The organism is Streptomyces scabichelini, assembly GCF_011045015.1.
Classification (GTDB): domain Bacteria; phylum Actinomycetota; class Actinomycetes; order Streptomycetales; family Streptomycetaceae; genus Streptomyces; species Streptomyces scabichelini.
Genome location: NZ_JAAKZY010000001.1, coordinates 70008 through 87430 on the forward strand (window position 1 = coordinate 70008; position 17423 = coordinate 87430).

Annotated in this window: 17 protein-coding genes; 11 read left to right on the forward strand and 6 right to left on the reverse strand. The window is 70.8% G+C overall.

Translation table 11 applies throughout. From position 1 onward, the window contains the following. The first annotated feature begins 150 nt into the window (after positions 1-150). From G5C60_RS00325 to G5C60_RS00350, 6 genes are all read left to right on the forward strand, one after another. A complete protein-coding gene (locus G5C60_RS00325; RefSeq protein WP_165254168.1) occupies positions 151-1320 on the forward strand; it encodes an MFS transporter in 1170 nt (389 codons plus the stop codon). Between the two features lie 431 nt (positions 1321-1751). Then, positions 1752-3512 (forward strand): sensor histidine kinase, encoded by a 1761-nt coding sequence (locus tag G5C60_RS00330; RefSeq protein ID WP_165254076.1) that lies wholly within the window; start codon positions 1752-1754, stop codon positions 3510-3512. A gap of 118 nt (positions 3513-3630) precedes the next feature. Next, positions 3631-4041: a roadblock/LC7 domain-containing protein gene (locus G5C60_RS00335; RefSeq protein ID WP_165254077.1), complete on the forward strand. Its 411-nt coding sequence runs from the start codon at positions 3631-3633 to the stop codon at positions 4039-4041. A 4-nt stretch (positions 4042-4045) separates the two neighbouring features. After that, entirely contained in the window at positions 4046-4402 is a 357-nt protein-coding gene (locus G5C60_RS00340; protein ID WP_165254078.1) for a DUF742 domain-containing protein, read from the forward strand. Further along, on the forward strand, positions 4383-5063 hold the full coding sequence (locus G5C60_RS00345; RefSeq protein ID WP_165254079.1) for a GTP-binding protein: 681 nt from the start codon (positions 4383-4385) through the stop codon (positions 5061-5063). The genes G5C60_RS00340 and G5C60_RS00345 overlap by 20 nt, the downstream gene beginning before the upstream one ends. Continuing rightward, the gene (locus G5C60_RS00350; protein WP_165254080.1) at positions 5060-6340 is read left to right on the forward strand and encodes a cytochrome P450; all 1281 of its coding nucleotides are present in this window, start codon (positions 5060-5062) and stop codon (positions 6338-6340) included. The genes G5C60_RS00345 and G5C60_RS00350 overlap by 4 nt, the downstream gene beginning before the upstream one ends. A 43-nt stretch (positions 6341-6383) precedes the next feature. On the opposite strand, the gene G5C60_RS00355 is transcribed toward G5C60_RS00350, so the two are convergent. Next, entirely contained in the window at positions 6384-7610 is a 1227-nt protein-coding gene (locus G5C60_RS00355) for a cytochrome P450 (RefSeq protein ID WP_165254081.1), read from the reverse strand. 193 nt (positions 7611-7803) lie between these two features. On the opposite strand from G5C60_RS00355, the gene G5C60_RS00360 reads away from it, so the two are divergent. Then, the gene (locus G5C60_RS00360) at positions 7804-8550 is read left to right on the forward strand and encodes a maleylpyruvate isomerase family mycothiol-dependent enzyme (RefSeq protein WP_165254082.1); all 747 of its coding nucleotides are present in this window, start codon (positions 7804-7806) and stop codon (positions 8548-8550) included. A gap of 36 nt (positions 8551-8586) precedes the next feature. Here G5C60_RS00360 and G5C60_RS00365 read toward each other — a convergent pair whose 3' ends face one another. Continuing rightward, entirely contained in the window at positions 8587-8994 is a 408-nt protein-coding gene (locus G5C60_RS00365) for a MarR family winged helix-turn-helix transcriptional regulator (protein ID WP_165254083.1), read from the reverse strand. Between the two features lie 85 nt (positions 8995-9079). Between G5C60_RS00365 and G5C60_RS00370 the strand changes: the two genes are divergently transcribed. Continuing rightward, a complete protein-coding gene (locus tag G5C60_RS00370) occupies positions 9080-10564 on the forward strand; it encodes an MFS transporter (protein WP_165254084.1) in 1485 nt (494 codons plus the stop codon). Positions 10565-10645: 81 nt separating this feature from the next. Beyond that, positions 10646-10930 (forward strand): DUF6332 family protein, encoded by a 285-nt coding sequence (locus G5C60_RS00375; RefSeq protein WP_165254085.1) that lies wholly within the window; start codon positions 10646-10648, stop codon positions 10928-10930. Here G5C60_RS00375 and G5C60_RS00380 read toward each other — a convergent pair. The 3 genes from G5C60_RS00380 to G5C60_RS00390 are packed head-to-tail and all read right to left on the reverse strand — an operon-like array spanning position 10891 to position 15057. Further along, complete coding sequence (locus G5C60_RS00380; RefSeq protein WP_165254086.1) at positions 10891-11556, reverse strand: response regulator; 666 nt, start codon at positions 11554-11556, stop codon at positions 10891-10893. The genes G5C60_RS00375 and G5C60_RS00380 overlap by 40 nt on opposite strands. Further along, on the reverse strand, positions 11553-12836 hold the full coding sequence (locus tag G5C60_RS00385; protein ID WP_165254087.1) for a sensor histidine kinase: 1284 nt from the start codon (positions 12834-12836) through the stop codon (positions 11553-11555). Before G5C60_RS00385 ends, G5C60_RS00380 begins: the two co-directional genes overlap by 4 nt. Positions 12837-12888: 52 nt before the next feature. After that, complete coding sequence (locus tag G5C60_RS00390; protein WP_165254088.1) at positions 12889-15057, reverse strand: MMPL family transporter; 2169 nt, start codon at positions 15055-15057, stop codon at positions 12889-12891. Between the two features lie 106 nt (positions 15058-15163). Here G5C60_RS00390 and G5C60_RS00395 point away from each other — a divergent pair, with 106 nt between their 5' ends. Then, positions 15164-16000 (forward strand): AfsR/SARP family transcriptional regulator, encoded by an 837-nt coding sequence (locus G5C60_RS00395; RefSeq protein ID WP_165254089.1) that lies wholly within the window; start codon positions 15164-15166, stop codon positions 15998-16000. Here the strand turns inward: G5C60_RS00395 and G5C60_RS00400 are convergent. Next, positions 15955-16689, reverse strand: a complete 735-nt coding sequence (locus G5C60_RS00400; protein WP_165254090.1) for a TetR/AcrR family transcriptional regulator — start codon at positions 16687-16689, stop codon at positions 15955-15957. The genes G5C60_RS00395 and G5C60_RS00400 overlap by 46 nt on opposite strands. 106 nt (positions 16690-16795) lie before the next feature. Between G5C60_RS00400 and G5C60_RS00405 the strand changes: the two genes are divergently transcribed. Beyond that, positions 16796-17356, forward strand: coding sequence for a nitroreductase family deazaflavin-dependent oxidoreductase (locus G5C60_RS00405; protein WP_420907326.1), 561 nt, complete (start codon positions 16796-16798; stop codon positions 17354-17356). Positions 17357-17423 lie beyond the last annotated feature (67 nt).

Consider the following 17423-nt stretch of genomic DNA (forward strand, 5'->3'; position numbering starts at 1 on the left):
GGCCTCAAAGGGACACCCGGACGCCCATGGCGGCCACGGCAGCCGTCCATCCGCCAAACCTTTGAGCACCGCTACTCCCTTGTGAGCACCACCGCGCACCCCTACGCTGACTTTGTGCCGCAAATAAACAAAACCCGATCGCACAGTGTCGTGCCGGGCAACGGCAACGACCTCACCCGACTCCGCCTCACCCTCACCATCTTCTTCGCCCTCGACGGCTTCCTCTTCGCCGGCTGGGTCGTCCGCATCCCTGCCATCAAGGAACAGACCGGCGCCTCGGCAAGCGCCCTCGGACTCGCCCTGCTCGGCGTCTCCGCCGGAGCCGTCGTCACCATGACCCTCACCGGACGCCTCTGCCGCCGCTACGGCAACCACCGGGTCACCGTCGTCTGCGGCGTCCTCCTCTCCCTCAGCGTCGCCCTGCCCCCGCTCACCCACTCCGCACCGGCGCTCGGCGCCGTCCTCCTTCTGTTCGGCAGCGCATACGGCGGGATAAACGTCGCCTTCAACAGCGCCGCCGTCGACCTGGTCGCGGCGCTGCGGCGGCCGATCATGCCCAGTTTCCACGCGGCCTTCAGCCTGGGCGGCATGGCCGGCGCGGGGATCGGCGGACTGGTCGCGGGATCCCTGTCCCCCACCCGCCATCTGCTGGGCCTCAGTCTGATCGGCCTGGCTGTGACCGCCGTCGCCGGACGCGCCCTGCTGCGATACGAGCCCCCGGTGCCGCCGGATCGTACGCGGCAAGAGGAGCACAAGCCGCGCCGTCTCGACGCCCGCACCCGCGGTCTTGTGACCGTCTTCGGACTGATCGCCCTCTGCACGGCGTACGGGGAGGGGGCCCTGGCCGACTGGGGCGCACTGCACCTGGAGCAGGACTTGAAGGCTCACCCCGGCATAGCCGCGGCAGGCTATTCGTGCTTCGCGCTCGCCATGACGATCGGCCGGCTCAGCGGGACGGCACTCCTGGAACGGCTCGGGCGCACCCGGACGGTGGTGGTCGGCGGCGCCACGGCTGCCGTCGGCATGCTGCTCGGCTCGCTCGCCCCTTCGGTGTGGGCGGCCCTGCTCGGCTTCGCGGTCACCGGACTCGGCCTCGCCAACATCTTCCCGGTCGCCGTCGAACGCGCCGGTGCACTGGCCGGCCCCAGCGGCGTCGCGACCGCGTCCACCCTCGGCTACGGCGGCATGCTCCTCGGGCCGCCCGCCATCGGGTTCATGGCGGACTGGTTCTCCCTGCCCACCGCCCTCACAAGCGTGGCCGCGCTGGCGGCGGTGGCCGCCGTCATCGGCTTCGTGACACGTCGCGCGGCCGTGGACTGACGGCCCACAAGCCAGGACAAAGCCCCAGCCGACGCCTCCGGGATTGACTCTGCCGCCACCAAAATGGCCGAAGTTCGATTGCCTTCACATGAAATTCGCCCTGCCGTACAGCGTTGTCCCGCTGGGAATTCCATGCATTTGTCCTGCGCATCGACGCATGCCGAAAACGTCTGCTCCACCCCTGCCTGCGGGGTGTTCGGCGGAGTTCGAAAGCGGTCCGTCGGCGGTCGGTACGTATCACACGGACGTCCGCGGCGGCTCACAATGCGACGACCTGTTCCCGGCGTGTGTGGGCGATGTGGAGGTCCGGCTTCCGCCCGGAACCCGTGGTTAGCATGTTTCGCACATCAAGTACCGCTGCACATAGGTGACTTGACGTCGCATGCGTGCGCGGCAAGCACACACACCCCACAAGCATCAAGGATCGCGGAATGGCACATCCCGACGCGTCCCGCCCGCGTCAGAGGTCGGCATGGCGGCTTCTGCCGATCGCCAGTCTGGTGGTGACCGCGGCCGTCGGCACGCCTCTCGCGTTCGCCGCACCGGATGCCGCACGCGGCTGGGTCGCGGGCACCGTCGTGGGGGCAGGCGGCTGCCTCGTCCTGCTCGCCTCGGCGGCCACGCGACTGCACCGCAGGCTCACCGCTCAGGCGGACAGGTCCCTGGCGGAGTCGGCGCAGCGCCGCTCGGAGGCCGCGTATCTGGCCGGCACGGTGGTGCCGGAGCTGACCGCGGCGTTGAAGGACCCGGCGAAGGATGCCACGCCCGCAGCGACGGGACACATGCGAGCGTCGACGGGACCGGTCGGCGCATGGCGTCCGACGGAGCCTCAACTCGCGGCCGTGCAGCGCGCCGTGGAGGAGGCCCTCGGCGCGGCGCAGCAGCGTGCGGCCACGGCGGACAGCGAGCGCGAGCAGGCGATGCAAGCCCTCGCGAGCATCACCGACGATCTGGTGAAGGCGAGGTCGGAGACCCTGCCCACGGCGGTGCGGAGACTGGGCGAGGGGGCCTCGCTGGACACGGTCCGCGCCGAGTTGCGGCTGTCCGAGTACTCCCACCCGGTCGTGCGCGACCTGGTGGAGACCGGCCTACGCGAACTCGCGGTCAGCGAGCGGCGTTCCGCGGCTGCCCAGGCCGCCAGCGCGAAGGCCCTGAGCCGGGTGCAGGCCCAGGCCGTCAGCATCCTGGCGGATCTGCGCGAGATGCAGGACCGGCACGGCGAGGCGGTCCTCGGCGACCTGCTCACCCTGGACCACAGCACCTCCCAACTCGGCCTGCTCACCGACCGGCTGGCACTGCTCATGGGCGGGCGGGCGAGCCGCTCCTGGAACAAGCCGATCCCGATGGAGAGCATCCTGCGCGGCGCCGTGGGACGGATCGCCGCCTATCGCAGGGTCAGCCTCAACTGCTCCAGCAACACGGCGGTCGCCGGGTTCGCGGCCGAGGGCGTGATGCACCTCCTCGCCGAGCTGATGGACAACGCGACCAGCTTCTCCGCGCCGATCGACCAGGTCCACGTCTACGTGGAGGAGCGCTCCGCCGGCATCGTCGTCACCATCGAGGACAGCGGGCTGAAGATGGCCGACGCCGCCCTGCGGCGCGCCGAAGAGGCGGTCTCGGGCGCGACGAGCGACCTCGCCTCCCTCCAGGGGACCCGGCTGGGGCTCGCGGTCGTCGGACGGCTCGCCGTCAAGTACGGCATCTCCGTCAGTTACCGCCCCTCCTCCCGGGGCGGCACCGGCGTCGTCGTACACCTGCCGGCCCAACTGCTGGCCCAGCAGCGCACGGCACTTCCGGAGAACCCGCGGCACGATCCCTCCGCCCGGCCGCGCGAGCGTGCGATGGCCGCCGCCGAGCACACCGGGTCGCAGGCGGCCGGCCCGGCCCCTGTCCCGGCGCCCGAGCCGAAGGCCTCGACCGGCGGCAGCGACAACGGGTCGGTGACCCCCAACGGTCTGCCCGTACGTCCGCCCGGCCGCACGATGGCGGCCGCCGACCGCGTCCGCACACCGGCGGAACGTCCCGCGGACGACCGGCCCGCCACCCGTGACGCGGGGAAGAGTTTCGGTGCCTTCCACCGCGCACGCCGGGCCGCGGCGACAGGCGAGCAGGCCCCGTCCGCCGAACCGGCCCCGTCCCTTCCCGAATCGGCCCCGTCCGCCGAACCGGCCGATCCGCACGACGCCGACTGAGCCCGGCCCTTCTTCTCGCGGGACGCCTCGACCGGGCGCCCCGACCCGCCACAGACCGGAGATTGGAGGAAAGGGCCGGTGGCCGGGCCTCCGCGGATCACCAGCTCTTCACCCACCCATGCAGACCACTGACAACACACTGACCTGGCTCCTGGAAGGCCTTCTCGAGCGCGCCCCGGGCACCCGGCACGCCCTCGTGCTCTCCCGTGACGGGTTGAAGCTGTGCTGGACCGAGCGGTTGGGCATCGACCAGGCCGACCAGCTCTCGGCCATCGCCTCCGGGATGCAGGCGCTGGCGCAGGGCGCGTCGGTCGAGTTCGGCGACGGCAGCGGCGGCGTACGCCACTCGATGACGGAGTTCTACGGCGGCCTGCTGTTCATCGTCGAGGCCGGTGAGGGCGCGCACCTGGCGGTCGTCGCGGATGACGGCGCCGACCCGGGCGTGGTGGGGCACCACATGACCGACCTGGTGGAGAGGATCGGCGAGCACCTGCGTGCCGAGGCCCGCGCCCCGATAGAGGAGAGCTGATCCCATGAGCCGACGTCCGGTCGACACCGGGGACCCGGACCGGCTGTACACCATCACCGGGGGCCGCAGCGAGGCCCCCGACGATCTCGACCTCGTCTCACTGATCGTCAGCGAATGCGAACCCGCGCGCGGCATGCAGTCCGAGCACGTCCGGATCCTGGAGCTGTGCCGTCGCCCGACCGCCGTGGTCGAGATCGCCGCCGAGCTGCGGCTGCCGGTGACGGTGGTCCGGATCCTCGTGGGCGACCTGCTGGCGATGGCGAAGGTCACCGCACGCCATCCGCGGGCCGCCGCGGCCGTGGCCGCTCTGCCCGAATCCGCTCTCCTGCTGGAGGTTCTCGATGGACTCCGTAAGCTTTGAGGACTCCGTAAGCTCTGATTCCTCCGGCCGTACGCACCTTGAGTCGTCCGCCCGTACTAGTGCTGAGCCCTCCGCCCGTACGCCGCTGAGCGCCGCGGCCGAGACCGGGCTCAAGATCGTCGTGGTGGGCGGCTTCGGCGTCGGCAAGACCACTCTGGTCCGCTCGGTCAGCGAGATCCGGCCGTTGAACACCGAAGAGGTCATGACCCAGGCCGGCGTCGGCATCGACCGGACGGCGGGCCTGGCCGACAAGTCCACGACGACCGTCGCCTTCGACTTCGGCCGGATCAGCCTGACCGAGCGCACGGTCCTGTACTTGTTCGGCGCCCCGGGCCAGGAGCGGTTCTGGTTCCTGTGGGACAGGCTCTTCGCGGGCACCCTGGGCGCCGTCGTCCTGGTGGACACCCGGCGGATGAGCGACTGCTGGTACGCGATCGACCGCCTCGAGCACCACAAGACGCCCTTCGTCGTCGCGGTCAACCGGTTCGAGGGCGACACCGGCGCCTTCTCCCTGAGCGAGATACGCCAGGCACTCGCACTGTCCGAGCACATACCGCTGATCGACTGCGACGCACGGGTCCGCTCGTCCGGCAAGAACGTCCTGATCACTCTTGTCGACCACCTCTACGAACTGGCCATGGCCCGGGAGATGACCCCATGAACGACGACGCGACCGGCTCCGACCCGCGCCCCGCCGACCCGAAGCAGACCTCGGGCTGCCCGGTACACGCCGACGCGGTACCGCTGAGCGGCCTGGAGTACCAGCAGACTCCCGCCGCTCTGTACCAGGAACTGCGGCGCTCCCACGGCCCCGTGGCGCCCGTGCTGCTGGACGGAGACGTGCCCGCCTGGCTGGTCCTCGGCTATCCGGAGGTCTCCTTCGTCACCTCCCACGACGACCTCTTCGCCCGCGACTCCCGGCGCTGGAACCAGTGGGAGAACATTCCCGCGGACTGGCCGCTGCTGCCCTTCGTCGGCTACCAGCCGTCGGTGCTGTTCACCGAGGGCGCCGAGCACCAGCGTCGGGCCGGCGTCATCACGGAGGCCCTGGAGGGCGTCGACCAGTTCGAGCTCGGCGTCAACTGCGGGCGGATCGCGAACCAGCTCATCGATGCCTTCGCGGGCAGCGGCGAGGCCGAGTTGATGAGCGCGTACGCACATCCCCTGGCGATGCGGGCCGCGGTGGAGATGTGCGGCATGTCGGCCCACAGCACGGACACCGACGACCTCGTCAGGGACCTGCGCATCTCCCTGGACACGGGCGAGGGCGAGGATCCGGTCGCCGCCTACGTCCGCGTACAGGAACGCATTCAGCAACTGGTGAAGGACAAGCGAGCGGAGCCCGGCGCGGACGTGGTCTCCCGCATGCTGGCGCACCCCGAAGGCCTGAGCGACGACGCGATCGTCCAGGACCTGATCTCGGTCGTCGCGGCGGCCCAGCAGCCCACCGCGAACTGGATCTGCAACACGCTGCGACTGCTGCTCACCGACGACCGCTTCGCGCTCAACGTCTCCGGCGGCCGGGTCAGCGTCGGCGAGGCCCTCACCGAGGTGCTGTGGCTGGACACACCCACCCAGAACTTCATCGGCCGCTGGGCGGTGCGCGACACCCTGCTCGGCGGGCGTCGGATCAAGGCGGGCGACTGTCTCGTCCTCGGGCTCGCGGCGGCCAACACCGATCCCCAGATCTGGCCCGAGGGCCATGTCGGCGCGGAGGGGAACGGCGCCCACCTGTCCTTCTCCAACGGCGAGCACCGTTGCCCCTACCCGGCGCCGCTGCTCGCCGACGTCATCGCGCGTACGGCCGTCGAGACGCTGCTGGAGCGGCTGCCCGACGTCGTGCTGTCGGTCGATCCGGAGGAGCTCGTGTGGCGGCCGTCCATCTGGATGCGGGGGCTGACCTCACTGCCGGTGGAGTTCACGCCCACACTGCGGTGAGGCCCGCCCCCGCCTGTACGAGTACGTCGGGGGCGGGAAGGGATCAGGGCGCGGCCGCGGTGAAGCGCACCGGCAGCGCCTGCGGTCCCCGCGTGAACACGCCCTGCTCCGCTGGCCGAAAACCATCGTCGAGTCGTACGTCGGGCATGGCGTCCAGGAGTTGGTTGACGCCGATCTCGACCTCGGCGCGGGCCAGCAGGGCGCCCACGCAGAAGTGGCGGCCCAGGGCGAACGCCAGATGGTCGGCCGCGGCGGAGAAGGCCGTCGTGGTCGTCAGGTCGTCTCGGAAGATGTCGAAGCGGTCGGGCTCCCGGTAACGGGCGGGGTCGCGGTTCGCGGCCCCGATCAGGCAGGTCACCGTGGCTCCCGGCGGAACGGTGCCGCCGCTCAGGTCGACCTCCACGGCCGTCTGCCGCATGATCATGTGGACCGGCGGGGTGTACCGCAGGGTCTCCGCGAAGGCCCGGTCGATCAGCCCGCGGTCCTCCCGCACGGCCCGGAGCTGTTCCGGATGCGCAAGGAGGTTGGCGAAGATGCTGGCCAGCGCCTTGTCCGTGGTCTCGCCGCCCGCCGCGAGCAGCAGGCTGCAGAACGCCTTGATGTCCTCGTCACTCATGCGCACGCCTTCCACTTCGGCGGCGCACAGGGTGGACAGCAGGTCGTCACCCAGGTGATCACGGCGGTGCCGGATGATCGGGATCATGTACTCGGCGAACTCGGTGCGGGTGCGCTCACCGGCCGCGGCGACCTCCGGATCGCCGGAGAGATTGCCGAGGAAGGCGATCACCGACGTGTACCAGCCGTGGAAGCGGTCGTGGTCGGCCTTGTCCAGGCCCAGCATGTCGGCGATGACGTTGACGGGAAAGCGCGTCGCGAAGTCCCTGACGAGGTCGGCGATTCCCGTGTGCCGGAAGCCGTCGATGAGGTCCCGGGCGTTGGCCTCGATGACGGGCAGGAACTTCTCCTGCAGGTCCCGGCCGCGGAAGGCCGGGGCCACCAGGGCCCGCCGCACCGCGTGCTCGCGCCCGCTGAGCGTCAGGATCGTCCTGCCGTGCACGGGCTCGATCTGCCATACGTAGTTGTCGGTGGTGAACTGTCCGTCGCGGTCCTTGAAGATCCGTTCGACGTCTTCGTAGCGCGACACGATGTAGCTCTGGGTGGGCTCGTGCCAGATCAGCGGGGCTTTCTCGCGCATGATCCGGTAGGCGGGATAGGGGTCCTCGGCGAATTCGTCCGACAGGATGTCGGGCAGGTCCGGTGCGGTGGTCACGTGGGGGGACTCCTTGAAGCGTCAACCGGCAGACCGTTCCAGGCTATTGATCATGCGGGGGTGTGGCACAGCCGATTACTGGCCGAGCCCGCCCACCACTCCGGACACTTGAGCCACACCAGCCGCTGGTGTGACGCGCAGGTTCCCTGACCGCGCTCCCCTCGACCGCACTCCATCCGGCAGACTGCCTCGCATGGAGACTGCGCAGCTCATCGGAACCCTGGACGCCGAGGGCCAGTTGCTGGCCGCGGCCGCCGAGAAGGCCGGGACGGACGCCAAGGTGCCGACCTGCCCCGGCTGGCAGGTGCGGGACCTGGTGCGGCACACGGGCATGGTGCACCGCTGGGCCACGGCGTTCGTCGCCGAGAGGCACACTTCGTTCCACCCCGATGGGGGCCTGCCCGATCTGGACGGGGAGGAGTTGCTGGCCTGGTTCCGCGAGGGCCACCGGTGGCTCGTCGACACGCTCGCCAACGCCCCTGCCGATGTGGAGTGCTGGAGCTTTCTGCCCGCGCCCTCGCCGCTCGCGTTCTGGGCGCGGCGGCAGGCGCACGAGACGACGGTGCACCGGATCGACGCGGAGTCCGCGCTCGGCGGGAAGCCCAGCACGATCGTCGTCGACTTCGCGGTCGACGGCATCGACGAGCTGCTGCTCGGCTTCCATGCACGCAAGAAGAGCAGGGTGCGCACGGATGTGCCGCGGGTGCTGAGGGTGCGGGCCGAGAACGCCGAGGGTACTGGCGCGGTGTGGACCGTACGGCTGTCAGCCGAGCCGCCCGCGGGCGAGCGGGGCGAAACGGCAGAGGGCGACTGCGAGTTGGCGGGTCCGGCCGCCGACGTCTATCTGTCGCTGTGGAACCGGCGGCCGTTCCCGAGCGTGACCGGAGACTCCTCCGTCGCGACGCTGTGGCGCGAGAAGTCGGCGGTCACCTGGAACTGAGTCCCGACCGCCCGGCGGGGCCGGGCGGCGAGCCCGTCAGTCGCCCGGACCGTCCGCCAGCATCCGCGCCAGCACCGCGCGCTGCACCGGCAGCACGTCTCCGTGCAGCGCGCGCCCCTTCGGCGTGAGGGAGACGCGCACACCCCGCCGGTCCTCCGGGCACATGCAGCGCTCCACGAGGCCGTCCTTCTCGAGCCGGCCGATCAGCCGGGACAGGGCGCTCTGACTGAGGTGGACACACTCGGCGATCTCCTGGACGCGATACGCACCGCCGCCGTCGGACTCGGCGCACCGGGCCAATACGTCGAGCACCTCGAAGTCGCTGGCGCACAGGCCGTGTTGATGCAGTGCGCGGTCGAGCTCGGACAGGGTGCGCGCGTGCACCGCGAGGATGTCGCGCCACTGGTCGACGAGCCCTTGCTCGGCATTCTCCACAGCCGCCATGGCCGCACCGTAGCAAAAAACCGAGTTTGTTGCACTGGAATTAAATGCGCTTGCATTCAATGCATGCGCATGTAGTGTGAGGCGCATGACCTCTCCGCTCACCAAGCCCGCGGCTCAGGAACGCTGGACTCCTCGCCTGTGGGGCACCCTCCTGGTGCTCTGCGCCGCGATGTTCCTGGACGCGTTGGACGTGTCGATGGTCGGCGTCGCCCTGCCGTCCATCGGCTCCGAACTGGACCTCTCCACCTCGGCCCTGCAGTGGGTCGTCAGCGGCTACATCCTGGGCTACGGCGGACTGCTGCTCCTCGGCGGACGGACCGCCGACCTGCTGGGCCGCCGTCAGGTCTTCCTGGTCGCCCTGGGCGTCTTCGCGCTCGCCTCGTTGCTCGGCGGGCTCGTCGACTCCGGCCCGCTGCTGATCGCCAGCCGCTTCATCAAGGGCCTGAGCGCGGCGTTCACCGCGCCCGCGGGCCTGTCGATCATCACCACGACCTTCGCCGAGGGCCCGCTGCGCAACCGCGCCCTCTCGATCTACACCACCTGCGCCGCCACCGGTTTCTCCATGGGCCTCGTCCTGTCCGGACTGCTCACCGAGGCCAGCTGGCGCCTGACCATGCTGCTGCCCGCACCCATCGCGATCATCGCCCTGATAGCCGGCCTCAAGCTGCTCCCGCGCAGTGAGCGGGAGAAGGACCACAACGGCTACGACATCCCCGGTGCCATCCTCGGGACCGCGTCGATGCTGCTGCTCGTCTACACCGTCGTGCAGGCCCCGGAGGCCGGCTGGACGTCGGCCCGCACGCTCCTTTCGTTCCTCGCCGTCGCCATCCTGCTCACCGTCTTCGTCCGGATCGAGCAGCGCTCGGCGGGCCCACTGGTCCGGCTCGGCGTGCTGCGCTCCGGCAACCAGGTCCGGGCCCAGCTCGGCGCGATGACGTTCTTCGGCTCGTACATCGGCTTCCAGTTCCTGGCCACGCTGTACCTGCAGTCGCTGCTCGGCTGGTCGGCCCTGCAGACGGCGCTCGCCTTCCTGCCCGCGGGCGCGCTGGTGGCGCTGTCCGCCACGAAGATGGGAGCCGTCGTCGACCGGTTCGGCACCCGGAAGCTGATCCCGGTGGGCTTCGCCAGCATGGTCGTCGCGTACGCGCTGTTCCTCAACATCGACCTCAACCCCGTGTACGCGGCGGTGATCCTGCCGACGATGCTGCTGATCGGCGCGGCCTGCGCGCTGGTCTTCCCCTCGCTCAACATCCAGGCCACCAACGGCGTGGACGACCACGAGCAGGGCATGGTCTCGGGGCTGCTCAACACCTCGGTGCAGGTGGGCGGCGCGATCTTCCTCGCGGTCGTGACGGCCGTGGTGACCGCGAGTGCCTCCGACGACGCCTCTCCGCAGGCCGTTCTCGACAGCTACCGCACAGGGCTGATCGTGGTGACGGCGATCGCGGTGCTGGGGCTGCTCATCACGGCCACGGGGCTGCGCAAGCAGCGTACGCAGGGTCCTGGGCGGACGGTCCTGGTCGCCAAGTCCGAGCCCGTACAGGAGGAGCGGGTACCGGTCCGCGACTGACCCCACCACCTGCGTGACCACAGCCGTGCGCCCAGCGGGCTGTTCTTGCCCGCCGGGCGCACGGCTGTGAGACTTCGCCGCATGAGGAACAGCGGGGGCCGACGGACTCAGGCCGAGCGGGACGCGATCACCGTCGAGACCGGATACGCGCTGTGCAGCGCGGCGTTCGCCGCTGCCCTCGTCTTCGGAGCCGTGTCAGGACCGGCGCTGCTCTTCGCTCTGCCGGACGCCGCCGAAGACCCGCTGCTCCTGACCGGCACCGGGCTCGCGGTCATCGTCTTCTTCGTACGTGTCGTCAGTGTGCTGGTCCGATTCCGGCGTGGGCCTCAGCCCAGCCAGCCCGGCCGCACCAGCCCCGACTCATAGGCCAGGACGACCAGTTGGGCCCGGTCACGGGCCCCCAGCTTCACCATCGTGCGGCTCACATGCGTCTTCGCCGTGAGCGGGCTGACGACCAGGCGGCGGGCGATCTCGTCGTTGGACAGCCCGATCCCCACCAGCGCCATCACCTCCCGCTCCCGCTCCGTGAGCTCGGCGAGCGACTCCGCCACCGCCGGCTCCTTGGACCGGGCCGCGAACTCGGCGATCAGCCGCCGCGTCACCCCGGGCGACAGCAGCGCATCGCCCTCGACCACCGCCCTGACCGCGCGCAGCAGTTCATCCGGTTCGGTGTCCTTGACCAGGAAGCCGGAGGCCCCGGAACGGATGGCCTCGAAGACGTACTCGTCGAGCTCGAAGGTGGTGAGCATGACCACCTTGACGTCCTTCAGGTCCGCGTCGTCGGTGATGCGCCGGGTCGCGGCGAGACCGTCGAGCAGGGGCATGCGGATGTCCATCAGGACGACGTCGGGGCGCAGTTCGCGCACCTTGCGCAGCGCCTCCTCGCCGTCGGCGGCCTCCCCGGCCACCTCAATGTCCTGCTGTGCGTCGAGCAGCGCCTTGAAGCCTGCGCGGACCAGTGACTGGTCGTCGGCGAGCAGTACGCGGATCACCGGTCCTCCTTCAGCTTGGCGAGCTTGGCCTTGTGCGCGAGCGGCAGTACGGCCAGCACCCGGAAGCCGCCGTCCTCGCGCGGCCCGGCCTCGATCGTGCCACCCAGAGCCGCGGCCCGCTCCCGCATTCCGGCCAGCCCGTTGCCGCTGCCGCCCGCGTCCGCACCGGTCGCAGGGCCGTCATCGTCGATACGGAGCTTCAACGCATCGTCCTCGTAACCGACCAGCACGCGCGCGTGCCGCGAACCGGAGTGCCGTACGACATTGGTCAGCGCCTCCTGGACGATGCGGAAGGCGGCGAGATCGGCGCCCGGAGGAAGGGCCCTGCGCTTCCCCTCGGTCTCGACGCCGACCGTCAGTCCGGCGCTCGCCGCCTGCTCGACGAGCTCGGGCAGCCGGTCGAGGCCGGGCGCCGGCGCACGTGGCGCGTCGCCGGGCGTGCGGAGCGTGTCGAGCACCTGGCGGACCTCCCCCAGGGCCTCCTTGCTCGCCGCCTTGATGGTGGTGAGCGCGGTACGGGCCTGATCCGGATCGGAGTCGAGCAGCGCGAGGCCCACCCCCGCCTGGACGTTGATGACCGAGATGCTGTGCGCCAGGACGTCGTGCAGCTCGCGGGCGATCCGCAGCCGCTCCTCGTCGGCACGCCGCTGGGCCGCCTGCCGACGCTCCGCCCGGTCCCGGTCCCACTGCTCACGGCGCACGCGGACGACTTCGGAGACCGCGGCGATGGCCACCATCCAGGCGGCCACCGAGACGTCCTCGCCCCAGTCGCCCACTGTGTCGTCGCTCGGCGGCAGCCACTGGTAGAGCCAGTGCCCCTCCAGCAGATGGGCCACCCAGAGCGTGCCGAGCGCCGCCCAGGCCGCCCGCCTGTGCCCGGCGACGACGGCGCTGAAGCAGGCGAGGGCGATGGTCAGGAAGATCGGGCCGTACGGATATCCGGCACCGAAGTAGACCAGCGCCGACGCCACGACGCCGAACACCACGAACACCGGATACCGATGCCGCCACAGAAGCAGGAGGGTGCCCACGAGCAGCAGGGCCCTGGCGAAGAGGCCCAGGGACTCGCGGACACCCTCCTGCTCCTGCGCGGCGAAGCTGCTGCCGACCTGCACCAACACGGTGAGCAGCAGCGTCGAACGCCAGGGCAGGCGCGGCCGGCTCCCCGCTGTCTCGTCGTCGCCCTGGTTCCACCACGGCGGCCCGTGCCGCCATCGCCACGGTGGTCCGCCCCGCACCCAGGGCGGACCGCCGCTGAGGCGTGTGCGCTGCTCTTCCATGTCAGCAACGCTAGACGCCACGGCCGCGCCGGGCGTCCGCCGAGCGTGGTGATCACACGTACTCCCGGCGGAGTACCTCCTCCGTCTGCGCCTGCGCTTCCTCCCTGATGCGAAAGCGGCGCAGGGGTTTCGGCGCCCACCAGTTCGCGCGGCCCGCGAGCCGCATCGTCACGGGCAGCAGCACCACGCGGATGAGGGTCGCGTCGACGAGGATCGTCAGGGCCGTGCCGAGGCCGAGCTCCTTGAGGAAGACGACGCCCCCTGTGACGTATGAAAGGAAGGACAGCGCGAGGATCCCGGCCGCGGCGGTGATCAGCGGCGCGCTGCGCCGGATGCCCTCGCCGACCGCCCGCTCGGTGTCGCCGGTCCTGTCGTGCTCCTCCTTGATGCGCGACAGCAAGAAGACCTCGTAGTCCATCGACAGGCCGTACGCCACACAGAACATCAGCACCGGAATGCTCGGCTCGATCGAACCGGTCGGCGTGAACCCGAGCAGCTCGGACAGATTCCCGTCCTGGAACACCCACACCAGGCAGCCGAACATCACCGACAGGCTGAGCAGATTCAGCACGGTCGCCTTGAGCGGCAGCAGCACGCTGCCGGTCATCAGGAAGAGGATCATGTACGTCGCCACAAGGACGATCCCGGCGGCGAGCGGCAGCCGGTCGAGGAGCGTGGACCGGAAGTCCGTGGTCTCTCCGGGGTAGCCGCCTACGAGCACCGGGGCAGGCGCGGGAGTGTCCCGGATGCGCTCGACCAGCGCGGGTACGTCGCCGTACATCGCCTGCTGGGTCGGGACGAGTGCCAGTCGTACGCGGCCGTCGGGCGCCGTGAGCCGGTCCTGCCCTGGCACTCCCGTCCGCTGCCCCTCGCGGTAGGCACCGGCAGGTGCGTCGACCTGGAACACACCCGGCATACGGGAGAGTTGGGCGGCGTAGGCGCGCATGTCGGCCGTTTCCGTCGTTTCCGTGAGGACGACCTGGATGGTGTCCGTGGGCTCGGCGGGGAACTCCCTGTGCACGATCTCGGACGTGGTGCGCGAGGAGGTGCCTTCGGGGAGCGTCCGCTCGTCGGGGAGGCCGAAGCGCAGCCCCAGCAGGGGTGAGGCGGCGAGGAGCAGGACCGCGACGACGCCGGCGCCCGCGATCAGGGGGCGCCGCATCGCCGTGAGGGCCGTGCGGTGCCAGAAGCCGGACGCGGGGGCGGTTGCTCGTTCGACGCGGTGGCCCCAGCGGGCCAGGGCCGCCGGCAGGAAGAGCACCGCTCCGGTCACCGCCGTCACCACGACCAGCACACCCGCGTACGCGAACGAGCTGAGGAAGAAGAACGGGAACACCAGCAGCGCGCACAGCGACACCGCCACCGTCACCCCGCTGAAGACCACCGTGCGCCCGGCGACGGCCGTCGCCCGTACGACGGCGTCGGGCTGGGCATGCCCGGCCGCGCGCTCCTCGCGATAGCGGCTGATCACGAACAAGCTGTAGTCGACGCCGAGTCCGAGGCCCAGGACGAGCGCGAGATTCGCGGCGAACGTCGACACCTCGGTGAACTGCGCGATCGCCCGCAGCCCGGCGAGGGTCCCGACCACGGACAGCAGACCGACCGCCACGGTCAGCAGGGCGGCCGTGGTGCGCCGGTAGACGAGGATCAGCAGGAGTACGACGGCGGGCAGCGCGAAGAGCTCCGCGCGCAGGAAGTCCGTGCGGGCCTGCTCGCCGACCTGCCGTGAGATCTCCTCCTGACCACCGACCTGGACGGTGAGTTCGGGTGTCGTGCGCGTCAAACGGGGCGACAGCGTGGCGAGTTCCTCGCGTGCCGCCGTGGCGTCGGCTTCGATGCGGGCCAGGACGAGGGCGCGATCGCCTTCGGTGCTGCGCAGGGCCGGGCTCTCCGCGTCCCAGTACGAGGTGACGTCCGTGACCAGGGGCAGCCTCTCGACCTCTCTGGCGAACGCACGGGCCGCCCCCTTGGTGCGGGCGCTGTCCACGTCACCGTCGCGTGCCGTGACGAGCAGCGCGAGATTGGGGTTGCCGGTGCCGAACTCCTCACGCAGCATGTCGCCCGCGCGCACCGATTCGGTGCCGGGCGCGCTCCAGCGCGAGAGGTCCAGGTCGTTCTGCGCGCTCGCGCCGTACGCGCCGAGGCCGAGGAACGCGAGGAGTACGCCGATCAGGACGGCGCGGCTGCGCCGCACCGCCAGGCGGCCGAGCCGGGTGAGCATCGTGGTGGGCCTTTCGCCGGGAATCCGTACCCGACACGGTCACCGCCGCCGCTGACCGTCCGCTGGAAGATCCACTGGAACGCACACGCCGGGCTACCCTCGACGCATGGGTGAGGGGACGCGGAAGGGCTTGGGCGAGGGGATGCCGGACGGGTCGCGCGAGGCCGCGGACAGCGGCGGTCTGCGTTTCGAACTGCTCGGTCCGCTCAGGGCGTTGCGCGACGGTGTCGAGTTGCCGCTGGGCCCGCCGAAACAGCGGGCCGTGCTCGCCGTGCTTCTCCTCCAGGAAGGCCGCTCCATCTCGTACGACGCTCTCGTCGAGGCCGTGTGGGGCGGCACCCCGCCTCTGCATGTACGCAACCTCGTGCAGAAGTACGTCTCCGGGCTGCGCCGAGCCTTGGGCGACGCCGCGGAGTTGTCGTGGACGGGCAGCGGATACCGGCTCACCGGCGCGGACATCGACGACCTGCGCGAGCGGCGGCAGTTGATCGACGAGGCCCTCGCCGCGCGGGACGCGGGTGACTTGCGGCGCGCGGGTGAACTGGCCACGCGCGCCGAGGAGTTTTGGCGCGGCGACTTCGCGGAGGGCCTGCAGGCGCCCTACCTGGCGGCGGAGCGGCTGCGCTGGGCCGAGAAACGGCTCACCGTGCTGGAAGCGCGGCTGGCCGGCGCGATCGAACTCGGCCGGTCCTTCGAGTACGTCCACGAGCTCGTCCGGCTCGTCGCCGCGCACCCCTTGCGGGAGCGGCTCGTCGAGCTGCTGATGCTCGCCCTGTACCGGACGGGCCGCTCCTCGGACGCGCTGGTCGCCTACGAGGCGGCGCGGCAGCGGCTCGCGGAGGCGATGGGCGCGGACCCGGGGCCGCCGCTGCGGTCACTGCACGCACGGATCCTGCGTCAGGACCCCGACCTGCTGCCGGCGCCTCCCGTGCCGGTGTCCTGAGGGAACACCAGGCCCACGCCATGGCCGAGTTGGGCCGCCGCGTGCCGGAAGAACGTCTCACGGTCCTCGACCACGCGGTTGAACTGCCCGAACAGCTCGAAGCCGACGAGCCCGAACAGCTGCGCCCACGCCACGACGAGCGCCGTCACCACCTCGGGCGGCAGATCCGGTGCGATGTCCTGCCCCAACCGCCGTGCCTCCGGCTTGAGTTCGGCGGGCACTCGCGGTAGGGCGACGCCCACGCCCTGGTGTGCGTCGCGGACGATGTCGACGAGCAGCAGCGCGACCCGGGACGCCGCGGGCACGGTCGAGTCCGGCGCGGCGTATCCGGGCACGGGCGAACCGTAGATCAGCTCGTACTCGTGCGGATGCGCGAGCGCCCAGCCGCGCACCGCCTCGCACACCGCGCCCCAGCGTCGGATCGGGCCGGCGTCGACGACCTTGCCGTGCGCGGCCTCCGCGCTCTCGCCAAGCGAGTCGTAGGCGTCGATGATGAGGGCGGTCAGCAGGTCGTCACGACTGGGGAAGTAGCGGTACAACGCGGAGGAGACCATGCCGAGTTCGCGGGCCACGGCCCGCAACGAGAGTTTGGCGGCGCCTTCCTTCGCGAGCTGTCTGCGCGCCTCGTCCTTGATCGCCGCGGTGACTTCGATCCTGGCTCGCGCACGAGCTCCTCGGGCGGTACTCATGTCAGGCAGTGTCCCATGAATTCGGAGCAGTGCACACAAACGTGAGCGGTGCTCCGATGTCGGATCGGCGCTCTCGCGCTCGCCACCACGCTCACTTTCGAGAGCGGTGCCCACTTTCGAGAGCACTGCTCTTGCTTTGGATCACCGATCTCGTGCACACTGCTCTCAAGCGAGAGCAGTGCTCTCGCAACCGGCACCACTCAATGGGGGGTCCCCGATGGCACAGCAGCACTACGTCAAGCCCAGCGGTTTCGAAGCCGGCATGAACCGCTTCGTCGGCTGGCTCGCTCGCCGCGGCGTCAGCATCCTCGGCCACGCCGAGCTCTCCATCCGCGGCCGCAAGAGCGGCGAATGGCGGAAGGTGCCGGTCAATCCGCTCCCCTACGAGGGTGGCCCGTACCTCGTCTCGGCGCGCGGCCAGTCCGAGTGGGTGCGCAATCTGCGGGCGGCCGGCGGAGGCCGGCTCCAAGTGGGCCGCAGAACACAGGAGTTCACCGCCGTGGAGCTGCCCGACGAGGAGAAGCCCGTCGTCCTGCGGCCGTACCTGAAGAAGTGGGGCTGGGAGGTGGGCCGCTTCTTCGGTGACATCACAGACAAGTCCAGCGACCAGGAACTGCTCGCCGCCGCGCACAAGCACCCCGTGTTCCGGATCACCGTGAAGAACTGACCGTACGCCGGGGTCCCCAGCCCGGGTCCCCCGGCCCGGACTGGGGACCGGCTGGACTGGGGGCCCG

Bases quoted from the DNA above. Each gene is read 5' to 3' on its own strand.
- G5C60_RS00330 (WP_165254076.1), top strand. From the start codon at position 1,752: ATGGCACATCCCGACGCGTCCCGCCCGCGTCAGAGGTCGGCATGGCGG.
- G5C60_RS00335 (WP_165254077.1), top strand. From the start codon at position 3,631: ATGCAGACCACTGACAACACACTGACCTGGCTCCTGGAAGGCCTTCTC.
- G5C60_RS00340 (WP_165254078.1), top strand. From the start codon at position 4,046: ATGAGCCGACGTCCGGTCGACACCGGGGACCCGGACCGGCTGTACACC.
- G5C60_RS00345 (WP_165254079.1), top strand. From the start codon at position 4,383: ATGGACTCCGTAAGCTTTGAGGACTCCGTAAGCTCTGATTCCTCCGGC.
- G5C60_RS00350 (WP_165254080.1), top strand. From the start codon at position 5,060: ATGAACGACGACGCGACCGGCTCCGACCCGCGCCCCGCCGACCCGAAG.
- G5C60_RS00360 (WP_165254082.1), top strand. From the start codon at position 7,804: ATGGAGACTGCGCAGCTCATCGGAACCCTGGACGCCGAGGGCCAGTTG.
- G5C60_RS00365 (WP_165254083.1), bottom strand. From the start codon at position 8,994: ATGGCGGCTGTGGAGAATGCCGAGCAAGGGCTCGTCGACCAGTGGCGC.
- G5C60_RS00370 (WP_165254084.1), top strand. From the start codon at position 9,080: ATGACCTCTCCGCTCACCAAGCCCGCGGCTCAGGAACGCTGGACTCCT.
- G5C60_RS00375 (WP_165254085.1), top strand. From the start codon at position 10,646: ATGAGGAACAGCGGGGGCCGACGGACTCAGGCCGAGCGGGACGCGATC.
- G5C60_RS00385 (WP_165254087.1), bottom strand. From the start codon at position 12,836: ATGGAAGAGCAGCGCACACGCCTCAGCGGCGGTCCGCCCTGGGTGCGG.
- G5C60_RS00390 (WP_165254088.1), bottom strand. From the start codon at position 15,057: ATGCTCACCCGGCTCGGCCGCCTGGCGGTGCGGCGCAGCCGCGCCGTC.
- G5C60_RS00395 (WP_165254089.1), top strand. From the start codon at position 15,164: ATGGGTGAGGGGACGCGGAAGGGCTTGGGCGAGGGGATGCCGGACGGG.
- G5C60_RS00400 (WP_165254090.1), bottom strand. From the start codon at position 16,689: ATGAGTACCGCCCGAGGAGCTCGTGCGCGAGCCAGGATCGAAGTCACC.